The 24,785-nt window shown below is 42.5% G+C and carries 21 protein-coding genes; 12 read left to right on the top strand and 9 right to left on the bottom strand.

The window, feature by feature from the left end; genetic code table 11:
• Positions 1-4 precede the first annotated feature (4 nt).
• From QNM16_RS20175 to QNM16_RS20160, 4 genes are all read right to left on the bottom strand, one after another.
• A complete protein-coding gene (locus QNM16_RS20175; RefSeq protein WP_284022098.1) occupies positions 5-1,501 on the bottom strand; it encodes a transglycosylase SLT domain-containing protein in 1,497 nt (498 codons plus the stop codon).
• Positions 1,502-1,591: 90 nt separating this feature from the next.
• Positions 1,592-2,563: an MBL fold metallo-hydrolase gene (locus QNM16_RS20170; RefSeq protein ID WP_284022097.1), complete on the bottom strand. Its 972-nt coding sequence runs from the start codon at positions 2,561-2,563 to the stop codon at positions 1,592-1,594.
• 1 nt (position 2,564) lies between these two features.
• Positions 2,565-2,852, bottom strand: a complete 288-nt coding sequence (locus QNM16_RS20165; protein WP_237136011.1) for a cell division protein ZapA — start codon at positions 2,850-2,852, stop codon at positions 2,565-2,567.
• Positions 2,852-3,079, bottom strand: a complete 228-nt coding sequence (locus QNM16_RS20160) for a hypothetical protein (RefSeq protein ID WP_063361545.1) — start codon at positions 3,077-3,079, stop codon at positions 2,852-2,854. The genes QNM16_RS20165 and QNM16_RS20160 overlap by 1 nt, the downstream gene beginning before the upstream one ends.
• Before the next feature lie 227 nt (positions 3,080-3,306).
• On the opposite strand from QNM16_RS20160, the gene QNM16_RS20155 reads away from it, so the two are divergent.
• Entirely contained in the window at positions 3,307-4,143 is an 837-nt protein-coding gene (locus tag QNM16_RS20155) for a 23S rRNA (adenine(2030)-N(6))-methyltransferase RlmJ (protein WP_284022096.1), read from the top strand.
• Between the two features lie 117 nt (positions 4,144-4,260).
• Positions 4,261-5,541: an EAL and HDOD domain-containing protein gene (locus tag QNM16_RS20150; protein WP_284022095.1), complete on the top strand. Its 1,281-nt coding sequence runs from the start codon at positions 4,261-4,263 to the stop codon at positions 5,539-5,541.
• Positions 5,542-5,589: 48 nt separating this feature from the next.
• On the opposite strand, the gene QNM16_RS20145 is transcribed toward QNM16_RS20150, so the two are convergent.
• The 3 genes from QNM16_RS20145 to QNM16_RS20135 form a co-directional block, all read right to left on the bottom strand.
• Positions 5,590-7,077: a Ppx/GppA phosphatase family protein gene (locus tag QNM16_RS20145; RefSeq protein ID WP_284022094.1), complete on the bottom strand. Its 1,488-nt coding sequence runs from the start codon at positions 7,075-7,077 to the stop codon at positions 5,590-5,592.
• 1 nt (position 7,078) lies between these two features.
• Complete coding sequence (gene ppk1 / locus QNM16_RS20140) at positions 7,079-9,166, bottom strand: polyphosphate kinase 1 (RefSeq protein ID WP_284022093.1); 2,088 nt, start codon at positions 9,164-9,166, stop codon at positions 7,079-7,081.
• A gap of 168 nt (positions 9,167-9,334) precedes the next feature.
• Positions 9,335-9,841: a glycine cleavage system transcriptional repressor gene (locus QNM16_RS20135; protein ID WP_284022092.1), complete on the bottom strand. Its 507-nt coding sequence runs from the start codon at positions 9,839-9,841 to the stop codon at positions 9,335-9,337.
• Between the two features lie 271 nt (positions 9,842-10,112).
• On the opposite strand from QNM16_RS20135, the gene QNM16_RS20130 reads away from it, so the two are divergent.
• From QNM16_RS20130 to QNM16_RS20100, 7 genes are all read left to right on the top strand, one after another.
• The gene (locus QNM16_RS20130; protein ID WP_284022091.1) at positions 10,113-12,347 is read left to right on the top strand and encodes an ABC transporter permease subunit; all 2,235 of its coding nucleotides are present in this window, start codon (positions 10,113-10,115) and stop codon (positions 12,345-12,347) included.
• Between the two features lie 12 nt (positions 12,348-12,359).
• The gene (gene pstA, locus QNM16_RS20125) at positions 12,360-14,009 is read left to right on the top strand and encodes a phosphate ABC transporter permease PstA (protein ID WP_284022090.1); all 1,650 of its coding nucleotides are present in this window, start codon (positions 12,360-12,362) and stop codon (positions 14,007-14,009) included.
• 29 nt (positions 14,010-14,038) lie between these two features.
• Entirely contained in the window at positions 14,039-14,866 is an 828-nt protein-coding gene (gene pstB, locus QNM16_RS20120; protein WP_039608306.1) for a phosphate ABC transporter ATP-binding protein PstB, read from the top strand.
• Positions 14,867-14,934: 68 nt separating this feature from the next.
• Positions 14,935-15,636 (top strand): phosphate signaling complex protein PhoU, encoded by a 702-nt coding sequence (gene phoU, locus QNM16_RS20115; RefSeq protein WP_046355639.1) that lies wholly within the window; start codon positions 14,935-14,937, stop codon positions 15,634-15,636.
• Positions 15,637-15,767: 131 nt separating this feature from the next.
• Positions 15,768-16,445, top strand: coding sequence for a TIGR00153 family protein (locus QNM16_RS20110; RefSeq protein ID WP_284022089.1), 678 nt, complete (start codon positions 15,768-15,770; stop codon positions 16,443-16,445).
• A gap of 175 nt (positions 16,446-16,620) precedes the next feature.
• Positions 16,621-17,889: an inorganic phosphate transporter gene (locus QNM16_RS20105; protein ID WP_063361506.1), complete on the top strand. Its 1,269-nt coding sequence runs from the start codon at positions 16,621-16,623 to the stop codon at positions 17,887-17,889.
• 75 nt (positions 17,890-17,964) lie between these two features.
• Positions 17,965-18,870, top strand: a complete 906-nt coding sequence (locus QNM16_RS20100) for a hydrogen peroxide-inducible genes activator (RefSeq protein WP_284022088.1) — start codon at positions 17,965-17,967, stop codon at positions 18,868-18,870.
• Between the two features lie 30 nt (positions 18,871-18,900).
• Here the strand turns inward: QNM16_RS20100 and QNM16_RS20095 are convergent, their stop codons facing one another.
• Both QNM16_RS20095 and QNM16_RS20090 read right to left on the bottom strand, forming a co-directional pair.
• A complete protein-coding gene (locus QNM16_RS20095) occupies positions 18,901-19,098 on the bottom strand; it encodes a hypothetical protein (RefSeq protein WP_284022087.1) in 198 nt (65 codons plus the stop codon).
• 153 nt (positions 19,099-19,251) lie between these two features.
• Entirely contained in the window at positions 19,252-21,759 is a 2,508-nt protein-coding gene (locus QNM16_RS20090) for a GGDEF/EAL domain-containing response regulator (protein WP_284022086.1), read from the bottom strand.
• Positions 21,760-22,027: 268 nt separating this feature from the next.
• On the opposite strand from QNM16_RS20090, the gene queA reads away from it, so the two are divergent.
• The 3 genes from queA to yajC all read left to right on the top strand — a co-directional run bounded on the left by queA (position 22,028) and on the right by yajC (position 24,769).
• Complete coding sequence (gene queA, locus QNM16_RS20085) at positions 22,028-23,062, top strand: tRNA preQ1(34) S-adenosylmethionine ribosyltransferase-isomerase QueA (RefSeq protein ID WP_284022085.1); 1,035 nt, start codon at positions 22,028-22,030, stop codon at positions 23,060-23,062.
• 205 nt (positions 23,063-23,267) lie between these two features.
• Entirely contained in the window at positions 23,268-24,398 is a 1,131-nt protein-coding gene (gene tgt / locus QNM16_RS20080; RefSeq protein ID WP_063361509.1) for a tRNA guanosine(34) transglycosylase Tgt, read from the top strand.
• A gap of 32 nt (positions 24,399-24,430) precedes the next feature.
• Positions 24,431-24,769 carry a preprotein translocase subunit YajC gene (gene yajC, locus QNM16_RS20075; protein ID WP_023397444.1) on the top strand — a complete coding sequence of 113 codons (339 nt, stop codon included), beginning with the start codon at positions 24,431-24,433 and terminating at the stop codon, positions 24,767-24,769.
• Positions 24,770-24,785: the final 16 nt, after the last annotated feature.

Raw genomic sequence — 24,785 nt, 5'->3', positions numbered from 1 at the left:
GGGCCTAGTCTAGGGGCAAGTTAGGTTCGGTAGTACTCGGTGCCTCTTTAAGTTGAGTCGCCCCCTCTAACACGTCTAGGTAACTGGGGACGTTCAGCTGTTCATTAGGTTGAGCTTGTTTTGTTGTTGGGAGGTGCAAAATTAATACTTTACCTGGAGATAAAATACTGGCTGATTGCAGATTATTCCAATCAAGTAAATCTTTTAAAGGCACTTGATAGTGCTGGCTTAAATCCCATAAGGAATCACCTGAGACGATTGTGTGATGGTGTTCAATCGTGGCTTGCTTTGGCGTGGCCTGCTGCTCCAAATAGGGGCTGATCTGGTAGTCTACGGTTAATGTTCTATTGATATTAGCTTGATTGATCAAAAGCTTTTCACCAACGCGGATCAGGTTATTCTGCTTATTATTAATCTGTTTGATTTTCTTGACAGAGGTACCAAATTGACGCGCGATACCATAGAGAGTGTCATTAAGCTTAACCTGATAACTACGGCTAAATTGCTCACGATAAAATGGGCTTTGCATCAATGCTTGTTCAGTGAGTGGTACTAATAACTTATACGGGCCTTGCTCTGGACTTTGATGCCTTAAATAGCCTGTGTTGAGATCGTGCAGCTGTTGCTTATCGATATCAAGTAGCTGTGCTAAGACGCCAAAATTAAAAGCTTGTCCAACATCTAAGATGGTTGTTGTGGCTTTATTGTCAAGAGCTGGTCGTTTAAACCCTGTCTCAGGGTGCTTGAGTAGGTAACTTAACGCCAGTAATTTAGGAATATAATCGGCGGTTTCTTTTGGTAGCTTAAGGTGCCAATAATGCGTACTTTTACCTACTTTTTTGTTGCGTTTAATAGCTGCTTTTACGCGTCCTTCACCCGTGTTGTAGGCTGCTATGGCATGAAGCCAGTTCCCATTGAAGGTCTTATGTAAATATGAAAGGTAGGAGAGTGCAGCATCAGTGGATGCCAATACATCGCGCCTGCCATCGTACCAGTCGTTGCTTTGCAAGCCAAAATGATAAGCGGTTGCATCAACTAGCTGCCATACACCCACTGCACTTTGCTTTGACACGGCATGAGGGCGAAAATCGCTTTCTACAAAAGGTAGCAGGGCTAAATCTAATGGCATACCGCGCTGCTCTATTTTTTTGACGATATGGTACAAGTAAGCGGAGGAGCGCTGATTGACTGTGAGTAAGTATTCGGGTTGTGATAAGTACCAATCCACCCGCGCTTTTACACGTGAATGCGGTGTTTGCTCAAAGCGTAAATTATGGGCAATATGTTCCCATATATCAGATGTTTTATAGGGCTTTGGCTCGGGATCTGGTTGTGTCGGGGTTTTCACCGTTTTGGGAATTGGTGTGGGTTCTTTTTGTGTCAGTAAATCCCTAAGCACATCTTGAAGATCTGCACTTTGAGTGGGTGTTTGCTTACATCCTAAGGTGCTTAAAAAGGTAATACAACAACAAAAGATGACATAAAATTTTTTACGATTCATAGGCGCTTAGTACTGGGCAACACTATTGGCTATCGACAGGCGAATTAGCGTAGTTCATGTTAGCTACTATACCTTCTGATGGTTATTTGTTCAAAAGCTAGCGTGCTTTTTTTGTTTTTCAGCTTGCTCAAAGTATGCATCAAACTGCTCGGCTGAGATGCCATTTTGCTGATAGTCTTGACGTAATGTTGCAATCTGTAATTGCTTTTCTGGGGTGTTCAATAATGATAAAAATCGCAAAGGCAGATGAAGTTGCGCTCGCTTATAGGGTTTGCCAAAGCCTGGAAGTATCCAATTAATTTGCGAATCTTTTTCAAGGGTATATAAAGTTTGCTGCCACATCGAGCTGTTGGCTTGTGCAACATAAGGCAATAGGTTCATTGTGTGTCCGCCAAATAGTGCTTGATTACTTTGGTTGTACACATGAAGTGCTGGGCCTTTAAAACCATGAGTAGGGCTTAATAATAGTGGATAGTCACCTAAGTCTATTGATGTTACTTTGGTTATTTGCTCAATGTTTGGCATAGACATTGATTGCCAACGAGATAGGCGTTGTTTCGCTTGTTGTAGTTTAGCGCTCCACATGAGCTGCTCTGACTCGGGCGCTTTGGCAATTCGTTGTTCACTGAGTAAAACGCTTTGCTTAAAGCCAATCAATTTGTGATCTACTTCGTCTTTAATAATACCATTCAGTTGACGCGCACTAGAAGATACATCTTTAGCGGCATAAATCGTCGATTCTGGAAATGCACTTTTTAATAGTACGATGCCGGACAACTGCTTAGGATCTAAGTTTGTGACCACAATATAGCAAAGAGGGACGGTTAATTTAGACCGTATTTGTGCAATTAATAATTCCAGTGCAACAAAGTCACCATGGCTATCAATCAGTGCTGCACATTTTTGTCCATGAATAAGTGCTTGGTTAGGGAGAAGGTAGCGGGCTTCTTTGACCGGTTCAATAATCGTCGTGTGTTGATCTACTGTGTGCCAATTCGCAGCGTGAGTGAACGGGGAGAGTAGACTTAATAGAAAAAGGCTAACAGCGAGCCGAATTGGCATGCTATTTAGCCTCAAGGTGTTCGCTAATGCGTGCAATGAGCTGATCCCCTTTAGTCGTCGCAACTTGGTGTTCTTGCTCTAATGCTTGGAAATCATGGCATAAATGTAAAGCGGCCATTAATAGAGCATTTTGGTCAGTGCGAACTGTATCTCTGCGCTTCATTTCATCAACACGAGAATTGAGTAACTCAACGGCATTTATGAGGGCCTGTTCTTGTCCTTCAGCACACGAAAACTGGTGGCTTTTACCTAGTAAGGTAACCGCCACCTGGCTTACTTTATCTGTCATTAGCTCGCCTGATGAGCGCTCTGCAGTTTATCAAGCAAGCTGCTTAGTGTTGTACTTGTTTCTTTTTGCTTCTCTTCACGTTCTAGAAGTTCAAGCTGTAAAGTTTCATTTTCGTCAACTAATTTACCATTTTGCTCTTTAAGCTGAACAATTTGCTGCTCTAGCTGCTCATTTTTACCAATTAGCTGATCGATCAGTTGTTCGAGTTGTGGAAGAATATCGTTCATTTTAAATGCGCTCTTATCACTGTGTTTTGTCATGCAAATGTAAAGCAAAGTGGGCTTTATTACCAGTATTTGCGCAGCTTTATACTGATTTTTGCGCCGTTTTAAGAGATAATTCTGATAACTTCTTATTTTGTTCATTTGTTATTCATTAAAGCGGTCGGATTTTGGCCGTTTGGAATTGAGACGAATTCGCAAAAAGTCATTATAGTCAGCGAATAAGGGCCAATATGCTCAGTTATAGACATTCTTTCCATGCTGGTAATCCAGCAGACGTTATCAAGCACTTAGTTTTAGCAGAGGTGCTGTCCTACATGACGCGTAAGGATAAGCCGTTCGACTATATAGATACGCATTCAGGAGCAGGGCTGTTTGAGCTGGCGTCGAGTGATGCACAAAAGACGCAAGAATTTGAGGACGGTATCGGTCGCTTGATGCAATATACTGGTGACAATGACGCGATCATTCGTTACATCGAGATGGTGAAAGAGTTTAATGATAAAAAATTGGCTTTCTATCCAGGCTCGCCAAAGGTAGCTGAACAATATTTGCGTAAGCAAGATAAAGGTTGGTTCTTTGAATTGCACCCGCAAGATTTACCGTTACTGCAAAAAAACACGGCACATAAGCGCTCTTTAAGAGTAAAAGGTGAAGATGGCTTTAAGGGATTACTAGGTTTAGTACCGCCTTTATCTCGTCGAGCAGTGGTGTTGATGGATCCGCCTTATGAAATCAAAACTGATTATCAAAAAGCGGTAAAAACAATCCTAAAAGCACATAAAAGCTTTACTTCCGGTACCTATATGATTTGGTATCCTGTGGTTGATAGAGCACGGATTGACCAGATGGAAGCTGAATTAATCGCGTCTGGTGTGAGAAATATTCAATTATTTGAATTAGCGACCTCAGGGGATACTGAGGAGCGCGGTATGACTGCATCTGGCATGATTGTAATTAACCCACCGTACGTGCTCAAAAGCATTATGGATGCTGTTTTACCAGAGCTGGTCAAAGAGCTCGCTGCTGAAGATGGTTTTTTCCGCAGTATTGAACTCGTTGCTGAATAAACAAGTTTAGACACCAACCTGATCTTCGTTAAGTTCAGGTTGGATTTTATTTGCTCCGCTGGCGAAGTTCTCATATGCTGAAGTTATGGATGCCAGTAATGCGTGCAAGAGTGAAGGATGTTAATGAGTAGTGAAACTGCCAAGGTCAAGAAAAACGCCGTTCAGTATATCGCCCGCCAAGCTATTTTTAATAGCGAACTGCAAGTACATGCTTATGAATTGCTATATCGTGACTCGCACAATAACGTGTTCCCAAGTGGGGTAAGTGATGGTTTGGCAACCGGACGTTTGTTCTTTAATTCACTGCTTTTTATTGGTCTGGACAGATTGGCCGCTGGTGCATTGGCATTTGTAAATTTTTCAGATGAAACGCTCATTCAAGAACTCCCCAAACTGTTAAGCCCGCAGGGGTTAGTGGTTGAAATTGTTGAGCGCTCACAAGACATTGAAAGCCTGACCGCAACAGTTAATAAACTGCAAAAGGTAGGATATAGATTTGCATTGGATGATTATGACGGTGACACTAGGTGGCAGCCACTGTTAGAGCTGGTTGACTTTGTCAAACTAGAAGTAGAGCGGCCTATAATCAAAACAACGATGATGGTGAAAAAGCTTAAACGCCAGTATCCGCACTTACAAATCGTTGTCGAACGTATAGAAACTCAAGAAGAGTATAATTTCATTCGTGCTGCGGGTGCGGATTATTTTCAGGGCTTTTTCTTTGCAAGACCTGAGATGCTTAATCATGGCAATGTAGAGCCCTCGAAACTTGCTGTTTTCGATTTACTTCGCTGTACGGCAAAGAAATCGCTTTGCTTTAAAGAAGTACAAGCACGCGTGTCAAAGGATTTAAGTTTGACTGCGCGAGTTCTAAGACTAGCAAATGCCAAAGCGGGTGAGGATCGCATAGAGATCCGCTCTATTTCACAAGCCGTGGTGTATTTGGGTGAAGACGCAATTCGTCAATTTGTTAAAGTGCTGGCACTGAGTGAGCTTGGGGCTGATAAGCCGACAGAGTTAACCAAACTAGGGCTCAATCGAGCTAAATTTTTAGAGCTATTTTTAGCCCCAGGTGGCGAGGAAATGGCAGAGCAAGGTTATTTAATCGGGTTGATGTCGGTCCTAGATGCCATTTTGGACGTTGAGCTTTCTGTGGTGGTAGATGAGTTCTCACTCGACCCCGATTTAAGTAGTGCATTATTAAGTTACAAAGGCTTAATTGGCGGAGCCTTGCGTCTGGCGATAGAGGTAGAGCGCAACAACTTAACTGAGGCCGAGCTGATTTTGAATGCCATCCGCCCAGCTTCCGAAATACAGGTACTATTTGACTTGATCATCCAAAGCCGTGCCTATGGAGATGAAATGTTTGCGGTGGCACGGGATGACTTCGACGACTAGCACAGCCGTTTTATTGTTGTGACTATGGCGTTGATTGATTATATACACTCAATATGTGGCGATATTGAGAGATAATACTAAGTTTTTCCAGTAGGCTTGCTCTTGTTCTAGATCTGCAGCAAACAACGAATGCTGCTCAAACCAAGTTTGCTCAAACATCAATTCAACGGTTTGATTGGTCACCACCATGGTATATTCGGGCACAAGGTTTTTTTGTCGCTTTTGGTGAAACAAAATTGCTAGGCGTAATAGTGTGAGTAATTTGGCAAATTGTGGTTGTGATTCAATGTCTATCAGGGCATTGAGGTCAACAGTTTTGATCTTTTTGCGATGAAAACGGATCAGCGCACCAAGTAATGCTTGTTGTTCTTGGGTAAATCCAGGTAACTGACTATTGCTGACAACATAAGCACTGTGTTTGTGTATGCCTGAGGAGTTGATCGCGATACCCACTTCATGCAATTGCACGGCCCAGCGCAGTGTTTCTAAATCTAAGCTTTCTAGTTGCCAAGGTGCTTTGGCCGCGTCAAATAGTCGCTTAATGGTTTGGCATATATTGTTGGCATGTTCGGTATCGACAGCATAGTGATCTGCAAATGACGCTATGGTGCGGGCACGAATATCAAATTCATCGTTTTGCGCCAGTTCATGCAACAGTCCTTCTCGTAACGAGTGGTCACAATATGTTATTTCGGCCATATTAAGCTGATTAAACGCGCCAATCAGTACTGCTAGTCCACCAGCAATGCTAGATTTTCTCTCCGGTGGCAGTGATTTAAGGTCTACGTATTCTAATTTTTGTGCGGCAATAAAATGGGCTTGGATCTGTAATAAAGAGGATAGAGTGAGTGTTTTACTGGCAAATAATTCTTCATTGATTGCGGCTAAGGTTTTTATGGTCCCGGATGTGCCAAGACAAGTTTGCCAACCCATTTTTTGATAGCTTGCAGCGATGGCCTCAATATTTTGCTCAGCTTCAATCGTTGCTTTTTGAAAACGTTTTTCTGTCAATTTACCATCATCGAAATAGCGTTTGCTCATGGTCACACAACCAATATCTCGACTGGTAAGCAGCTTATGGTGATGGTGTTTGCCGATGATCATTTCTGTGCTGCCACCACCGATATCAATGATCAGTCGATTGCCGTCATCATGTATATAATTCGCAACGCCTTGGTATATTAATCGGGCTTCCTCTTGACCAGAAATCACATTGATTTTATAAGGAAAAACCTGTTTAGCTTGCTTTAAGAAGTGACGCAAGTTTTGACATTTTCTGAGAGTATATGTTGCAGCGACTTCGACGTGCTTTTTTTCATAGCCTTTGAGTGTCGCCGCAAATTGGGCAAGTACATGCAGCGCCCGTTCAATGGCGTCATCATCAAGGTGGTTATCTTGATCGAGCCCCGCCGCCAAATAAACTCGTTGCTTTTCTTTGTGCAGTATTTGTAATCGACCATCTACCTCCCTTGCAACCACTAAATGAAAACTGTTTGAGCCTAAATCAACGGCTGCAAAAGAAGGGTATGTTGTCATATTAAGTCCTACTGCTTTCCCATTTTTTAATGTGATCATAGATGGCGATTTGTGAGCGGATCTTCTTTTTATTACCGCGATTCACATAGTTATTTTTTTGCTCACTATCAATTAATCGCGCTTTTACACGGTCTCGAAATTGTAGCTCTAACGTGTCAATGATCAACTGCTTCAACGATTCATCATAGATGGGCACGCCCACTTCAACGCGATGATCTAGATTGCGGGTCATCCAATCTGCGGATGAAATATACGCTTGTGGATTGCCGTCATTTTCAAATACCATGACTCGCGGGTGTTCTAAGAACCTATCGACAATGCTGATCACGCGAATGTTGTCGCTGAACCCTGCAAGACCGGGAACCAGTGCACACATGCCGCGAATGATCATGCGGATTTTAACGCCTTCCATTGCTGCACTGTAAAGCTTTTCAATTAGTTCTTTATCGACCAGATTATTTACCTTAACGGTGATACGTGAGACCTTGCCTTCGCGTACATTTTTGACTTCTTGATCTATGAGCGAATATATTTTTTCCCGCGCATTGAGCGGCGAGATCATAAGATGCTTAAAAGTAAATGGGCGATAGCTCGTTTCGATGAACTTAAAGACATCATCGCATTCATTGCAGATATCGGGGTGTTTTGTAAACAAGCTAAAATCAGTATAGATCCGCGCTGTTTTTTCGTGGAAATTGCCTGTGCCTATGTGTGCATATTTGACAATTTTCCCCTTCTCTTTGCGGTGGATCACACACAACTTACTATGTACTTTAAGAGCCGGTAACCCGACCATCACTTTGATGCCATACTCACTGAGCATTTTCGCCCACTCAATGTTGTTTTGCTCGTCAAAGCGCGCCTTGAGCTCAACCATCACAGTGACTTTTTTGCCATTTTTCGCAGCGTTGATAAGTGATGCGATTAGCTGAGAACGACTGGCTACTCGGTAAATATTGATCTTAATCTGAGTGACTTTGGGATCAAATGCGGCTTGGCGAACATACTCCAGCATATGATTGAAAGTGTGATATGGGTAATAAAGCAATATATCTTGCTCAGAGATCGCTTTGAAAGCGCTGTCATGTTTATCAAATGCGCTGCTTTTTAAGGGCGGTAAAGGCTTGTTTTCTAAATATCCTCTGCCGACATTGGGGAAGGCGATAAAGTCTCTAAAGTTACGATAGCTGCCTCCGGGAATAAGCGCGTCTTGATGTGTTACACCCAAGCGTTTTTTCATCACCTTCATGATGGAGTCCGGCATGGCTTCGTCATAGGTAAGACGAACAGGTTCTGCATATAAGCGCTGCTTTAGTCCCTTAGACATTTTATCTAGTAGACCTTCTTCTAATTCATCATCTAAGTTGTACTCGGCGTCGCGAGTGAGCTTTATTTCGTACCCTTCGATGTGATCAAAAGATAAAAAGTTACTAAACACGTCACGCAAGTGATACCTGACGACATCATCAAGCAACATCAAGGTTTTTTGTCTGCGGGTTTTTTCTGGAGGTAAGATCACAAAGCGATCTAATCTGTCAGTGGGTAACTCTAGCAGTGCATGGTGATGTTTGTCGTTGTCGTTACGCATTTCTACAAATAAGTAGGTCATGGTATCGTTGATTAAGTCTGAGTAGTCTCTATTTTCAGTAAGTAAAATTGGCGAGAGGTGCTGTAAAACCTGATCATTAAAATAATCCCGCAGCCACTGCTTGTGGAACTCTGAGAGCGCTTCAGGCTGTTTGACATGAATGTTATGGGCATTCAAATCATTGAATATTTGCTTATGAATATGATTAAACTTTTTCCCTAAAGAGAGTACTTTTTTTTGTATTTGATTAAGCAGCGCTTCGTTTTCTTCGAAGTGGGCATCAGGTAGGTTACTCAGTAGGATACGGCGTTTTACATCGGCAACACGCACGCGAAAAAACTCATCAAGGTTATTTGAAAAGATCCCTAAAAAACGGATGCGTTCAATGATGGGGTTGTTTTTATCTTTGGCCTCTTGCAAGACTCGCTCATTAAATGACAGCCAGCTAAGCTCTTTTGCAAAAAAGCTGATTGCTTTGGGGTCGCTAGATAGTGCGTGCATTTTACATTCCATAGTAACGATAGCTTATTCTAGAGTATGTCCAGAATGTGACACTTATATGACAGCGGGTACAACCGAGCAAAGAAGAGAAGATATGGCAGTGGTCAAACCTGTCTGCCATATGAGTGTAGAATATATTTGATTTGTTGGTATGTTTAAAATCAAAAATTAGTCGGGTTCAACGTCCACAATGAGGTCACTGGTGATGGCTTCTAATGCATCCACAACATGCTCTTTATCCATACCTGGAGGTAGGCTGACAGTGGCAAAAGCACTGAAAATTGGTAGCCCCCAGTTAGGTGCGCTTTGTTGTCTAGAATTCAGGTGCGTAATGTTTGCGCCTTTGTGACGAATGACGGTTGAAAGCTCTTGGATGATACCTGGACGATCATTGCCCGTGATAACCAAGTTGAGTTTTTCTATTTGAGTTTCAGGCTTGCTGTGCTCGCCGTGTTCAATGCGGACCTCAAGCTCTGGTAATGTATGAAGTGCATCTTGTAATGCTTGTAAATGCTCTTCTGCAACTTCTACGAGTACGATACCTGCAAATTGACCAGCTAAATGGCTTAAGTTACTGGTCGCCCAGTTACCATGGTGCTGTAAAATTGTGGCAGATATTTCTTCTACGAGACCAGGTCGGTCCTTACCTATAAGTGTTAATACTAACTGCTTCATATCACATGTCTCTTATTATTAAATGCCTTTATGGCGGTGGTGGAAAAGCGATTAATCGCTCTTTAAGGCTAGTAAAAGTCAGAGATATTTCCAATCAGATACGGCTTGCTTTGTAAACAAATGCAAATGAAAACGCAATGCATTCAATAGAGGATTTGCGTGGGCGTAATAAAAGTTAAAAAAAGGAACAAATTCATCATGGCTGATGTAACATAACTGTCATCTTGATGAAATATAATGCGCCGCAACTTGATAATAAAAAGGTGTTTTGATGACTTCCAATCCGCAAAAACCGTCCTTCAAAACGGATAGAAGCCGTCTCTTTAAAGACCGCTTTGCCCAATTTGGCATTACCTCGGGTGGGGTGATGGTATTGGTTGCTTTGCTTCTGATCTTCTTTTACTTACTTTATGTTGTACAGCCGATATTTGAATCAGCAAGTGTGACTAAACGCACGGAATTAGCTCTTCAAAGTGATAAAACGTATTACGGATTAGGTATGGAAGAGCAAACCGAAATTGCTTACCTACTTGATAGTGCGGGGCAAGTTGATTTTTATCAAATCAAAGGCGAAAAGTCTGGTGAGCAGCTGAGCTCTCTAACCGTTGAGTTAGACGGCCAAGTGAATAGTTTTGCACAGAGCGCACCTTTTTTAGGTATATATGCCTATGGCTTAGATAATGGTCAAATCCAGTTAGTGAAACCAAGTTTTCTGATCTCATTCCCTGGGAATGAGCGTGTAATGAAGCCACGCTTGAGTTATCCGCTAGATGGCGTTCAGCTGGTCGTTGATGAGCAAGGGCAAGCGATCAAGCAATTTGCTTTCAGTCATTATGAAGATAAAACCGCGGTGATCGCGCAAACAGAGGATAAGCGCGTTATCTTTGCCTCGTTTAGTGCTGAGGAGAATATGTTCTCTGGCGAAATAGAGTGGGCGGTTGAGCGCAGCTTATTGCCGATTGAAGGGCGTATTGATGAAATGTTGATATCGCCAGACACCACCCGTGTATTTATTCGCTCGGCAAACCAGATTTACGTATTTGACACGCGTTTTGCTGATGAGGTAGAGCAGATTCAGTTGCTTGCCGCAAATGAAGAAAACGCCAATCTAGTTAATATGAGTTTATTAGCGGGCGCTAACTCATTGATGATCAGTAACGATAATGGCGAAGTGTCGCAGTGGTTTGAAGTCAATACGGATGACGGGCGTCAGTTTGCCAAGATCCGTGCATTTGAGAGTATCGCAGGTGCGCAAGTTGATATCTTCAGTGAGTTCTATCGTCGTACTTTCTTCACCACGACCAATACTGGTGAGTTAGGGCTTTACTATACAACAAGTGAAGCGCACCTTTGGCAAGGTAAAGTCACTGATGGGGCGATTGAGCAATTCGCAGTATCACCTCGTGCCAATGCCGCGTTGTTGCTATCTGACAAGACTTTAAGCGTAGTTGAGCTTCACAATGAGCACCCAGAAGTGACTTGGTCTGCACTGTGGCAAGAAGTGTGGTACGAAGGTTACCCTGAGCCTGCATACACTTGGCAGTCAACCTCAGCAAGTGATGACTTCGAGTCTAAATTCTCCTTGGTACCAATCTCATTTGGTACGATCAAGGCGGCTATGTATGCGATGTTATTTGCAGTACCAATTGCGCTGTCAGCAGCCATTTATACAGCTTATTTCATGTCGCCGGAGCTACGTCGAGTGGTCAAGCCTACAGTAGAGATCATGGAAGCTTTACCAACAGTGATCTTGGGTTTCTTAGCAGGCCTTTGGTTAGCGCCACTGATTGAAGCGCATCTACCTGCCATCGTTGCATTGCTGATATTGTTGCCGATTTCTATTCTTGCAACAGCATTTGGCTGGACTAAATTGCCGAAGCAAATCCGTCACTTGTTGCCAGATGGCTGGCATTCTGTATTACTTATCCCTGTTGTTCTTTTCATCGGTTGGTTGTCTTTTGCAATCAGTGACAGCATTGAAGTTTGGATGTTTGGCGGCAATGTTCGTCAGTATCTAACCAATGAATTAGGCCTAACGTTCGACCAACGTAACTCCTTGGTGGTGGGTATTGCGATGGGCTTTGCGGTGATTCCAACTATTTTCTCTATTGCTGAAGACGCAGTATTCAGTGTGCCAAAGCATTTATCAAACGGCTCTTTGGCACTGGGCGCAACACAGTGGCAGACACTGGTTCGTGTGGTTCTATTGACAGCGAGCCCAGGTATTTTCTCTGCGGTCATGATGGGCCTAGGTCGTGCTGTGGGTGAGACCATGATTGTACTGATGGCAACGGGTAATACGCCAATTATGGATTGGAGTATCTTCCAAGGTATGCGTACGCTTGCCGCAAACATTGCTGTGGAAATGCCGGAATCAGAAGTGGGTAGTTCTCACTACCGAATTCTATTCTTAGCCGCTTTTGTACTGTTTATTTTTACATTTATCTTTAACACGGTTGCTGAATTTGTTCGCCAGCAGTTACGTGATAAATACAGCTCGATGTAATGGAGTAATGACATGGTAAGACAATGGTTTAAGTCAGGATCTCCGTGGATCTGGATGACAGGTGGTGCAGTCAGCATCAGTTTAATCTCGGTGATTGGCCTATTGGCAATGATCGCGTGGAAAGGGTTGAGCTTCTTTTGGCCAACAGAAGTTGTGCAGTTTGAGCTTGAAGGTTCTGTTGCGAAGCAAACAGTTATCGGTGAAATCTACGACCGTGAAATGGTGCCTAAAGAGCGCTTAGTAGCTGCTGGGTATGATTTATCGGATTATCAAGACGAGTATGTAGAGCGTCTTCTAGTTAAAACCGGTAACCGTGAATTTGTTGAGCTAGATTTTCGTTGGATTTTAACAACGGATATTCAAAGTCAATCAGCGCCTGAAGAGATGGCTGTTTTTGAACGTAGTAAAAACGGTAACTTTTATGGTTATGTTGTTCGCGTTATCGAAGATGGTCAGGTGGTCTCGCAAAATCCAGTTGCGCGTTTAGAAGAGTTAGTTGAGCGCGCCGTAGATTTAAATGAAGAAGCATTAGATCTTCAAAATGGCGATATTGGCCATATTAATTATGAGCTTGAAAGATTGCGCTTAAAGGAGCGTGGTTATCAACTTGATAATGAGCTAACAGCTGAAATTAAAGCAGACTTAGAAGCGCAGCGTGCACAGCTTCGCGAAGACTACAAAGTGTTTGAAAAGCGCTTGTTTGAGCTGCGCGGTGATGCAAAGCGTGACTATGTAGTTGTGCGCGATATGCGTGGTGAAGAAGTTACTTTACCACTTTATCAAGTACTGGATGTGTGGTTCCCAAATAATATGGGCTTCTTTGCTAAAGTTGGTCATTATTTCTCACAAACGGGTAAATTTATCAGTGATGACCCACGTGAAGCTAATACCGAGGGCGGTGTCTTCCCTGCGATCTTCGGTACTGTTTTTATGGTGATGTTGATGGCTGTGATTGTTACTCCATTTGGTGTGATAGCAGCAATTTACTTACACGAGTATGCAGCGAAAAACGCCGTGACTAAGATGATCCGTATTGCTGTGATTAACTTGGCAGGTGTACCATCTATTGTATACGGTGTATTTGGCTTAGGTTTCTTTGTGTATATGCTTGGTGGCTCTATTGACCAATTGTTTTACCCAGAAGCTGCGCCAAGTCCAGTATTTGGTACGCCTGGGGTAATTTGGTCAGCACTGACACTGGCTATTTTGACATTACCTGTTGTGATTGTGTCAACTGAAGAAGGTTTGTCACGTATTCCAAGTTCAGTCCGTCACGGTTCTTTAGCACTGGGTGCAACAAAAGCGGAGACGCTATGGCGTATTATCGTGCCAATGGCCAGCCCTGCGATCATGACAGGTTTAATTTTAGCAGTTGCGCGCGCAGCGGGTGAGGTTGCACCTCTGATGCTAGTGGGCGTGGTAAAAATGGCACCAACCTTACCACTTGACGGCAACTTCCCTTATATTCATTTAGATCGTAAGTTTATGCACTTAGGTTTCCATATTTATGATGTTGGTTTCCAAAGTCCAAATGTTGAGGCGGCACGCCCATTGGTCTATGCAACAGCCTTCTTACTTGTTACGGTGATCATTGCGCTAAATATTACAGCGATTGGCATTCGTAACCACTTACGCGAAAAATTCAGAGCTCTAGAGCACTAATAGTACAGATTTGAAATAGGTATCCTTTTATGATTACAGTAGCGCCACAAGTAAATAATGCAGATGCTAATACGAAATTAGATCTTGCCAACTTGAGCCCAGAGCAAACCGCTTTAGAGATCAAAGACCTTGACCTTTACTATGGTGATAAGCAAGCTCTGAGTAAAATCAACATGTTGATCCCAAAGGGTCAAGTAACTGCGTTCATCGGCCCATCAGGTTGTGGTAAGTCAACGTTGTTACGTTGTATCAACCGCATGAATGACTTAGTAGATACGTGTCGTATTGAAGGTGAAATTAACCTTCAAGGTCAAAATATCTATGATAAAAGCGTTGATGTTGCAGCACTGCGACGCAACGTGGGTATGGTATTCCAAAGACCAAACCCTTTCCCTAAATCTATTTATGAAAATGTCGTTTACGGCCTTCGCCTGCAAGGTATTAAAGATAAGCGTAAACTTGATGAAGTTGTAGAGCGTTCACTGCGCGGGGCTGCACTTTGGGATGAAGTGAAAGACCGTCTCCATGACAGTGCATTTGGTCTTTCTGGTGGTCAGCAGCAGCGTCTTGTAATTGCACGCTCCATCGCCATTGAGCCTGAAGTATTACTGCTGGACGAGCCAACATCGGCACTAGACCCGATTTCAACACTGGTTATCGAAGAACTCATCAATGATTTAAAAGATAAGTATACTGTTGTTATTGTTACGCATAACATGCAACAAGCTGCACGTGTATCTGATCAAACTGCTTTCATGTATATGGGCGAGCTCATTGAGTATTCAGATACCAATACACTATTTACAACACCAACGAAGAAGAAGACCGAAGACTACATCACAGGTCGTTACGGTTAATTTATGACAGTGTGGTTGCCCACATACTGGGCAACTTGTTGGGGTTGTTATCAAAGGTAGGGTTTTAGATGGAACACAATATTAATAAGCATATCTCTGGCCGCTTTAATGAAGAGCTAGAAAACGTAAGAAATCATGTATTAAGTATGGGCGGACTGGTTGAGCAGCAACTTAACCTTGCACTGGATGCCGTTAGCACTAGTAATGCGGACAAAGCGCGTAAAGTTAGTGAAAATGATTACAAAGTCAATGCGATGGAAGTCAACATTGATGAAGAGTGTACGCGTATTATTGCTAAAAGACAGCCAGCAGCCAGTGACTTAAGATTAGTCGTCGCCATTGCTAAAACGATTGCGGACTTGGAGCGTATCGGTGACGAAGCGGAGCGTATTGCCAAAGTAGCACTTGACTCATTTACGAAAGATCAGCAGCACCTATTGGTAAATGTAGAAAACATGGGTCGCCTAGTGTCAAAAATGCTGCATGATGTGCTGGACTCTTTTGCACGAATGGATGCACAGCGTGCATTTGAAGTGCATAAAGAAGATGCCAAAGTTGACAGAGAATATGAAGCGATTACTCGCCAAATTATGACTTATATGATGGAAGACCCGCGCTCTATCCCAAAAATTATGGACTTGGTTTGGTCGGTACGTTCACTTGAGCGTATTGGCGATCGCTGTCAAAACATCGCTGAATATGTCATTTATTTTGTAAACGGTAAAGATATTCGCCATACCTCTCAAGAAGATATCGAAAAGACTTTATAGATTTACAAGGGATTAGTCGGAATAAATTGGACGATTAATCCCAAGTTCACGATAAAAATCGTTCACAATTTCGGTTAATGCTGTAAACTTGGCCTTTGCACATGCATATAATTATGATTTAAGGGTCAGTTATGCCTAGTAATGCGTTTTTAGGAGTCTTTGCAAAATCTCCTATAAAGCCGATTGAAGAGCACATTAAGATAGTGCATCAAGCCAGTGAAAGCTTGATCCCGTTCTTTGAACATGTCTTCAAAGGGGAGTGGACTGAAGCGGATGCACTTCGCGTTAATATTCGTAACCTAGAACGTGAAGCAGACGCGCTTAAGCGAGAAGTACGTCTTCAGCTGCCTCGCGGCCTATTTATGCCAGTTGAACGGACTGATCTACTGGAACTTATTACCCATCAAGACAAAATCGCCAATAAAGCCAAAGACATCGCAGGTCGAGTCGTTGGTCGAGAAATGGTGATCCCCGAATCGATTCAAAAAGAGTTTGTTGCATACCTATCTCGTTGTGTAGATGCAACGAAACAAGCCTCAAAAGCGATTAACGAGCTGGATGAGCTGTTAGAAACAGGCTTCAGAGGTCGTGAGGTTGTATTAGTCGAGAAAATGTTGAGTGAGCTTGATGCCATTGAACAAGATACCGATGACATGCAAATTAGAATTCGCCAAGAACTTCGTCAAGTTGAAGCTGATCTTAACCCGGTTGATGTGATGTTTTTATACAAGATAATCGAGTGGGTAGGGGAGTTAGCTGATATCGCGGAGCGTGTTGGTGCTCGCCTCGAGGTAATGTTAGCACGCTGATTTATCAGCGATAGTTTATAAAGAAGTACACCGTTGTTACTCTCAAAGCCTAGACTAGAGAGCGGCGGTGTTGTGTTTGTTTAATAACTATTTATATGTGTTCTCATAATCAGAGTGTGACGAGATAAGCGTATAAATACATAATCAGTGTTTAAAAAACACTAAAGGTTTTTCAATGGATATCATTGCTTCTCATGGCTCGATGTTAGTACTCATCGCAGCGGCAGTTGGTTTCTTTATGGCTTATGGTATTGGTGCAAACGATGTTGCAAACGCCATGGGTACTTCAGTGGGGTCAAAAGCCCTTACAATCAAGCAGGCAATCATCATTGCGATGATTTTTGAATTTGCTGGCGCCTACCTAGCAGGTGGTGAAGTAACGTCGACGATCCGTAAAGGGATCATAGATGCAGCCCCGTTTGCTGACATCCCTGAATTAATGGTGTTAGGTATGATCTCGGCACTATTCGCTGCAGGTACTTGGCTGTTATTAGCGTCAGCACTGGGTTGGCCGGTATCAACGACACATTCAATCATTGGTGCAATTATCGGTTTTGCTTTAGTTGCCGTAGGTAGTGAGGCTATTCAGTGGGGCAAAGTTGCCGGCATCGTAGGTAGCTGGGTCGTAACACCTGCAATCTCAGGCTTCATTGCTTACCTTATCTTTATGAGTGCGCAAAAGTTGATCTTTGATACAGATAAACCGCTTACTAATGCAAAGCGTTTTGTACCTTTCTACATGGGTCTAGCTGGCTTTGTAATGTCTTTGGTTACGATCAAAAAAGGTTTAAAGCACATTGGTATTAATCTAGGTACAGTTGAAGGCTATGCGCTTGCAATTGGTATTGCAGTATTGATTGGTCTAATTGGTAAAGTGTTTATTGCACGTATGAAGATGGATCCAAATGCTGATAAGCAAATGCAGTTCAATAATGTTGAGAAAGTATTTGCTGTATTAATGGTTCTAACAGCGTGTTGTATGGCCTTTGCACACGGTTCAAACGATGTTGCAAACGCGATTGGTCCACTAGCAGCGGTTGTAAATATTGTAGAAAACAACGGTGAAATGGCGAAAAAAGCTGAGCTTGCTTGGTGGATCTTACCACTAGGTGGTTTAGGCATCGTAGTTGGTCTTGCTGTATTAGGTAAAAAAGTAATTAAAACCATTGGTGAAGGTATTACTCACCTTACACCAAGTCGTGGTTTTGCTGCTGAACTTGCAGCGGCGTCAACGGTTGTTATCGCTTCAGGTACTGGTTTGCCTATTTCGACGACACAAACATTAGTAGGTGCCGTTTTAGGTGTTGGTATGGCACGCGGAATAGCAGCACTTAATATGGGTGTGATCAGAAACATTGTGGTTTCTTGGGTAATCACATTGCCAGTCGGTGCAGCCCTTGCTATTGTTATATTCTATATTTTGAGAAGCGCGTTCGGCGTTTAACAAAAAAACAGACTTTTAGCTTGAAAAGATCTCAGCGCCATTGGTGTTGGGGTCTTTTTATTTATGGGTATATCAGTGAATAACTTACCAAGTATAAAACAATTACAATATCTGATCGCTGTACATCAGCAGCAGCACTTCGGTCGTGCTGCAGAGGCATGTTTTGTGGGTCAATCTACACTCAGTAGTGCGATTCAAAATTTGGAAGAAACGCTTGGCTGTCAGCTGATTGAGCGTGAAAATCGCAGCTTGATGTTTACGGATGTGGGTGAAGAAGTTGTCGCGCGAGCGAAGAAAATCATTGATGATTCAATTAGCGTTGTTGAGTTAACTAAAAGTTTTAAAAACCCATTGTCTGGCAAGCTTGTATTGGGGTTAATCCCGACGATTGCTAGCTTCATTGCAGCGCCCTTGTACCAGTACTGCCAAGAGGTTTTCCCAAATCTTCAACTTGTATTGGTAGAGGATACCAGTGATAGACTCCTCGATAAGTTGGAGCATGGCCAAATTGATATGGGGATATTGGCTCTGCCGTACAGAACCGATAAATTCCATACGCAGATTTTGACTAAGGATCATTTTTCACTGGTTCATCATGAAGATTATGCGATCCCTGAAGTCCTAGAAGATTTTAATTTGCTGCCTAAAGACAGTGTGTTCTTACTCGAGCGAGAGCACTGTATGACAGGGCATGCATTGAGTGCATGTAATCTGACTCGCAGTGAGTGTATTAACCCGTTTGAAGCTGCGAATTTGCATACGCTGCTGAGTATGGTTGAATACCAAAATGGCGTGACTTTTTTACCTCAAATGGCACTCAACGCGGGTATATTAGAGGGTAAGCCGATGGTAACGTTATCTCCTCAAGCGGATGCATATCGTGAGATAGGTCTTTTGTGGCGCAAGACCACGGGCAGGATTCGTGACTTTAGGTTATTCAGTAATGAAGTGGGTGAATTTATTAAAAAGCAGTGCCAATAGCACTGCTTTTGAATAGCATGAAATCATTGCTTAAGTCGAACTGAGCTTGCTCTGTGACATAATATTGGGTAAAAATAATAAGTATACCCATACAACTAGGTTAAAGTACGGCACAAATCCTAATACCGCGAATAGCTTAGTTGGATACCCTTTTTGTTTGGCGCAGCGGTAACATTGTAGTGTGATCAAACAATGCACCAGTGATAGAAACAGAATAAACTGAAACATACTTATCTCCCCGAATTCCATTACGAGATGTGCTCAAATCCATTGCATGTCTTCTACTTATATGTAAATAAGTTAAAAAGGAAGACATTCATTGCGAGTTTTTATTATAGTTGAGTTTTTAATCGACTGCAGCGACTTTTTTCCCCATTTTGATTAGCATGCTGTTTTTAGGGATAAAATAGTTTCTAATTGAAGCTTAAGCTGTTCGATAGGGAGTGGCTTTGAGATGAAGTAACCTTGCCCATAGTCGACACCTATTTTGTTTAACTCATCAAAAACTTCTTTAGTTTCAACATATTCTGCGACTGAGCACTTATCTAGTGAATGGCTAATATCATTCACTGCTTTGACTAGGGCGAGATCAATCGGGTCGTTTAACATGTCACGAACGAATGAGCCGTCTATTTTTACATGTTGTGCTGGCAGCTGTTTTAAGTAGCTGAAGGTACTGAATCCGGTACCAAAATCATCAATTGAAAAATGACACCCAAGTTGGTTAAGTTGCTTGATCATTGACTGGGTAGCACTGAGGTTATTGATACTCGCGGATTCAGTGATCTCAAAAATAATGCAGTGTGCAGGCACTTGAAAGTCGCGCAGACAAGCCTGTATATGTGGCATGAGTCGCTCATCAAGAAATGATTGAGCAGAGAGATTGACTGACAGTTGGTGTAATTCAGGGTAATTTGCAACCGCACGAATACTCTCCCTAATGACAGACTGATCCATTAAAAATGTATCATTGAGTAGCTCAAGTGCAGGTATAAATTGATTTGGATAAATCAACTTACCATCAATTTCAAGGCGCAGTAGTGCCTCGAAATACGCGATCTGGTTGTTTTTAAAATCCCAAACAGGTTGATAATGTAGCTCAAACTGACTGTTTTTAAGTGCTTCTCGTACACTATGACCCCACTCTAAGCCCGTTTGCAAGGTGCTATTTTTAGCATCTTCTTTGGTGTAGCAGTGGACTAGGTTTCGGCCAAGGTTTTTCGCAATATAAAGCGCGATGTCAGATTGCTTTAAGCATTCATTCGGATCGCAATTACTTGATGAAATTAAAGTTAAACCGATTGAGCAGCTGATTGTGTAGCTGGCTTCTTCAGAGTGAAATTGATGAGTTTCTATAGCGCTACAAATACCTTCTGCAATCATGTGGGCATCGAGTAAGCGGGTATTCTTGAGTAAAATAGCAAATTCATCACCGCCTATACGAAATATCAGGTGCTCTTGGGCGATGTGAGAGCGAAATAATTGTGCCACTTCTTGAAGCACAATATCACCTTGCTGGTGCCCCTTGCTATCGTTAATGATCTTGAAATGGTCTAAATCAATATATATTAATGCATGCTCTGTATCGAGTGCTTGCTTGGTCTCTTTACAGAAAAGGCTTAGTTGTTGATCAAAGTAATAACGGTTATGCAGACCTGTGAGTGTATCGTGCAATGCCAAATGGCGTAATTGTAACTCGGCCTCTTTACGCTCGTGTATATTATCAATTGTGGCGGTGATCAAGGCTATATTTGTTTGATTTTTAATGAGCTGGAAACGACACTCCACCCAAATCGCAGCGCCCGAATGATGTGTTAATTGTAATTCGACATTAGATGCATGTGGACCATTGAGGACATCTTCAATCGCTGTGTTTAAGGATGCAAGGTGGTCTGGATGTACATAATCTTTCAGCTTTGTAGCTAAAGTTGATTTAAGTTTGTGGCCAGTAAGGTGCTCCCAAGCTGGGTTAATAAAGCGTATGCCTCCTGTGGCATCCAGTTCGAGTACAACCGTGTTTAGGTGCAAAAGAATGCGTTGGTGCGCAGAGAATAGCTCTTTATAGCTTTGCTCTCTGCGGCTGAGTTGCTCGACTTTGTTGGCAAATTCAGCATAACTCACCATAAAGTCTTCACGCCTTGCGGCATGATCACAGACTTTACTTAACAAGGATAAATTGTAAGGTGATCTAATGAAGTCTGTTACGCCTAATAGCAGTAGCTGCTCAGCATAATCGGCATTTCGATTATCAATGATTGTCACGATTGCTTGACTAGGCTTATGCTGTAGAATATTTGCCACTAGCTCTTTGGTACTTTCTGCTCGAGTAGATGTTGCATCGAGCAATACAATAGAATAATCATTTTGTAAAAACTCGGAAAGCGCAGCATTTTCGGTTGATACGATGTTACAGCTAAAACTCAATGAAAGATGATCGCAAATATTGGCTGCTTTTTTTTCATTGGGCTCCAACAATAATAAGTTTAATCGGCTACTTTTTTCGAGGTGAGTCGATAAAACATTTGCCAAAACTTGTGGTAGTACATCATGCCTCTCTAAAGGCAGTACAGCGTCAATGCTGTAACTTCGTGCTGTGGTTTCAGCTATGCGCTCACAATAAGTTGGTGGGATCAGCACAATTGGCGTATTTTTGGGTGTCTTGAGTAGCCCTGAGCGGATCATGCGAGAGAACCGCCAGCCATCTATTTTGCCCACATTTAATCCACTGATGACCAGATCAACAGCTTGCTTTTTTAGCAGCTGTAAAGCCGCTTGTGTGTCACTTTGCTCTATTATTTGAAATACATTGAGCTTTTGTAACGTTCTTATTACGGTTTGACGCTCACCATGATCGGCATTGACAAGTAGTAGAGTAAGCTGTTTAGCCATGGTGTTACGACCCCAAACCCATGTTTTAAGTTTTTAAATGTTGTCCATAAATACTTATTTGCATGTTTTATATTGCCTTTTTGGCAATATAAAAAGCGGACACCGGATATATTGAAAAGAACTAATACATGCAAAACTGATTGTAGAGTAAAGCTATTTATCGCAACTGACAAGAGGTGAAAAAGTATGAATAGATCATGCTTGTCGCTTGATTTCATCATCTCGCAGCACTAGACTTGCCGCCTAATTGCACGATATGAGGTTTTATATGCGCGTTGCTGACTTTAACTTTGAACTTCCTGATGAATTGATTGCCCGTCACCCTAAGGCCGAGCGTACTAGTAGTCGCCTGTTAACACTTAATGGCAATAGCGGCGAATTAGAACATAAGATCTTTAAAGATATTATTGATCTGATTGAGCCTGAAGACTTAATTATTTTCAATAATACAAAGGTGATCCCTGCTCGCATGTTTGGGCAAAAGTCCACAGGTGGCAAGGTAGAAGTTTTGGTTGAGCGCATTGTTGATGAGCATCGCGTACTTGCTCATGTTCGTTCAAGTAAATCGCCTAAGCCTGGTGCCGAATTGATCCTTGAAGACAAAGCGCATGCCACTATGATTGCACGACATGGTGAGCTCTTTGAATTAGAGTTTAAAGGCGAGAACTCAGTACTGACAATTTTAGATGAAATTGGCCATATGCCATTACCGCCTTATATTGACCGTCCTGATGAAGAGGGTGACAAAGAGCGTTACCAAACCGTTTATGGTGAAAAGCCAGGGGCTGTTGCTGCACCAACAGCGGGTCTGCACTTTGACGATAACTTAATGGCGCAGCTTAAAGGCAAAGGTGTTGAGATGGCTTTTGTTACCTTGCATGTTGGAGCGGGGACTTTCCAACCTGTTCGTGTTGATGACGTCAATGATCACCACATGCATTCTGAATATATTGAAGTACCTGATGAAGTTGTGGATGCAGTGGCTAAGTGTAAAAGTCGTGGTGGCCGTGTTATCGCGGTTGGTACTACCTCTGTACGCTCTTTAGAGTCGGCAGCAAAGGTACATGGCGGAGAACTCAAAACATTTTATGGCGACACAGATATTTTTATTTATCCTGGTTATCAGTTTAACGTGGTCGATGTGATGATCACTAACTTTCACCTGCCAGAGTCAACATTAATTATGTTGGTAAGTGCCTTCTCAGGACAAGAGCACATCATGAATGCTTACCATGAGGCGATTGCACAGAAATATCGCTTCTTTAGTTATGGTGATGCTATGTTTTTGACTAAAAAACAGTAATATAGAATTTATAAACCGGCCAAGTGCCGGTTTTTTTATATTTACACCAACGCTTTTTGATTTGTGACTTTATTTATCCCTTTTTAGCCCCAATATTAGAATTGCTTGGGCTTTATTGGTAGAATCTGACAGTTTACATGGCCTATTTATTGATAGAGGCCATTGGTTGAGTTTTGTTGGACTGTTTTTCCGACGCGAGGTAGTTATGAAATTTGAATTAGATTGTACGCATGGCAAAGCACGTCGCGGGCGTTTAGTATTTGATCGTGGTGTAGTAGAAACACCAGCATTTATGCCTGTAGGGACCTACGGCACGGTGAAAGGTATGACGCCAGATGAGCTAAAAGACACAGGTGCACATATTTGTTTAGGTAACACTTTCCACCTGATGCTACGTCCAGGCACTGAAATTATTAAGCAGCATGGTGATTTACATGATTTCATGAACTGGGATAAGCCAATTTTGACCGATTCAGGCGGCTTCCAAGTGTTTAGCCTAGGTGCAATGCGTAAGATTTCTGAAGAAGGTGTGCTGTTTAAGTCTCCTGTTAATGGTGAGAAGATCATGCTGTCTCCAGAAAAAGCAATGGAAGTACAGCGTGACTTGGGCTCAGATATCGTCATGATCTTTGACGAGTGTACGCCATACCCTGCAACGGAAAAGGAAGCGAAAGATTCAATGGAGCTATCACTTCGTTGGGCAAAACGTTCTAAAGAGGCACATGGTGATAACCCATCTGCGTTGTTTGGTATTATTCAAGGTGGTATGTACCCTGAATTACGTGCTGAATCGCAAAAAGGGCTAGAAGACATCGGTTTTGATGGCTATGCCTTAGGCGGTTTATCAGTGGGTGAACCAAAAGAAGAGATGGTTAAGATCCTTGACCACTGTGCGTATAAAATGCCAGAACAGAAACCACGTTACTTAATGGGCGTGGGCAAACCAGAAGACTTGGTTGAAGCTGTTCGTCGTGGTATTGATATGTTTGACTGTGTTATGCCAACGCGTAACGCGCGAAATGGACACTTGTTTGTTACCGATGGTGTGATTAAAATCCGTAACGCTGTTCATAAAACAGATACAAGCCCGCTTGATGCGGAGTGTGATTGCCACACATGTAAAAATTACTCACGTGCGTACCTGCATCACCTAGATAAGTGTAATGAAATTTTAGGTGCGCGTTTAAATACTATCCACAACTTACGTTACTATCAGCGTTTGATGGAAGGTATGAGAAATGCCCTGACTGAAGGGACATTTGATGAGTTTGTCGCTGACTTTTATGAGCGTAGAGGGCTGCCAGTGCCGCCTCTTGCTGATGTAGAAGCAGAATAAAGTTTTATATAAAAATTAAATGAGGAAGAGCAATGAGCTTATTTATTTCTAGCGCCCACGCAAGCACAGCGGCAGCCGCGCCAGCTGGTGGTGGTATGGAAATGCTTATCATGTTGGCTATTTTCGGTTTGGTATTTTATTTCTTAATTTACCGTCCGCAGGCTAAACGTGTTAAAGAGCACAAAGATCTAATGGGTGCACTTGGTAAAGGCGATGAAGTCTTAACGTCAGGTGGCCTAGTTGGTAAAGTTTCGAAGGTTGCAGAAGACAAAGATTTCGTGGTAATTGCCCTGAATGACCAAGTTGAAGTAACCGTACAGAAGTCAGCAGTGGCAGCCGTTTTACCTAAGGGTACAATGAAGTCGCTATAACAATAACAAAGGGATA

It is taken from the genome of Pseudoalteromonas umbrosa (genome assembly GCF_030125375.1).
Taxonomy (GTDB): domain Bacteria; phylum Pseudomonadota; class Gammaproteobacteria; order Enterobacterales; family Alteromonadaceae; genus Pseudoalteromonas; species Pseudoalteromonas umbrosa.
Note: the sequence above shows the minus strand (reverse complement) of the source record. Positions and strands in the feature narration are given on the sequence as shown.

Coding starts and splice junctions, on each gene's coding strand:
- QNM16_RS20095 (WP_284022087.1), bottom strand. CDS start 19,098: ATGTTTCAGTTTATTCTGTTTCTATCACTGGTGCATTGTTTGATCACA.
- ppk1 (WP_284022093.1), bottom strand. CDS start 9,166: ATGCACGCACTATCTAGCGACCCCAAAGCAATCAGCTTTTTTGCAAAA.
- queA (WP_284022085.1), top strand. CDS start 22,028: ATGCGCGTTGCTGACTTTAACTTTGAACTTCCTGATGAATTGATTGCC.
- QNM16_RS20105 (WP_063361506.1), top strand. CDS start 16,621: ATGGATATCATTGCTTCTCATGGCTCGATGTTAGTACTCATCGCAGCG.
- QNM16_RS20165 (WP_237136011.1), bottom strand. CDS start 2,852: ATGACAGATAAAGTAAGCCAGGTGGCGGTTACCTTACTAGGTAAAAGC.
- QNM16_RS20135 (WP_284022092.1), bottom strand. CDS start 9,841: ATGAAGCAGTTAGTATTAACACTTATAGGTAAGGACCGACCTGGTCTC.
- QNM16_RS20145 (WP_284022094.1), bottom strand. CDS start 7,077: ATGACAACATACCCTTCTTTTGCAGCCGTTGATTTAGGCTCAAACAGT.
- pstB (WP_039608306.1), top strand. CDS start 14,039: ATGATTACAGTAGCGCCACAAGTAAATAATGCAGATGCTAATACGAAA.
- pstA (WP_284022090.1), top strand. CDS start 12,360: ATGGTAAGACAATGGTTTAAGTCAGGATCTCCGTGGATCTGGATGACA.
- yajC (WP_023397444.1), top strand. CDS start 24,431: ATGAGCTTATTTATTTCTAGCGCCCACGCAAGCACAGCGGCAGCCGCG.
- QNM16_RS20150 (WP_284022095.1), top strand. CDS start 4,261: ATGTTAATGAGTAGTGAAACTGCCAAGGTCAAGAAAAACGCCGTTCAG.
- phoU (WP_046355639.1), top strand. CDS start 14,935: ATGGAACACAATATTAATAAGCATATCTCTGGCCGCTTTAATGAAGAG.
- QNM16_RS20090 (WP_284022086.1), bottom strand. CDS start 21,759: ATGGCTAAACAGCTTACTCTACTACTTGTCAATGCCGATCATGGTGAG.
- QNM16_RS20170 (WP_284022097.1), bottom strand. CDS start 2,563: ATGCCAATTCGGCTCGCTGTTAGCCTTTTTCTATTAAGTCTACTCTCC.
- QNM16_RS20130 (WP_284022091.1), top strand. CDS start 10,113: ATGACTTCCAATCCGCAAAAACCGTCCTTCAAAACGGATAGAAGCCGT.
- QNM16_RS20160 (WP_063361545.1), bottom strand. CDS start 3,079: ATGAACGATATTCTTCCACAACTCGAACAACTGATCGATCAGCTAATT.
- QNM16_RS20155 (WP_284022096.1), top strand. CDS start 3,307: ATGCTCAGTTATAGACATTCTTTCCATGCTGGTAATCCAGCAGACGTT.
- QNM16_RS20110 (WP_284022089.1), top strand. CDS start 15,768: ATGCCTAGTAATGCGTTTTTAGGAGTCTTTGCAAAATCTCCTATAAAG.
- tgt (WP_063361509.1), top strand. CDS start 23,268: ATGAAATTTGAATTAGATTGTACGCATGGCAAAGCACGTCGCGGGCGT.
- QNM16_RS20175 (WP_284022098.1), bottom strand. CDS start 1,501: ATGAATCGTAAAAAATTTTATGTCATCTTTTGTTGTTGTATTACCTTT.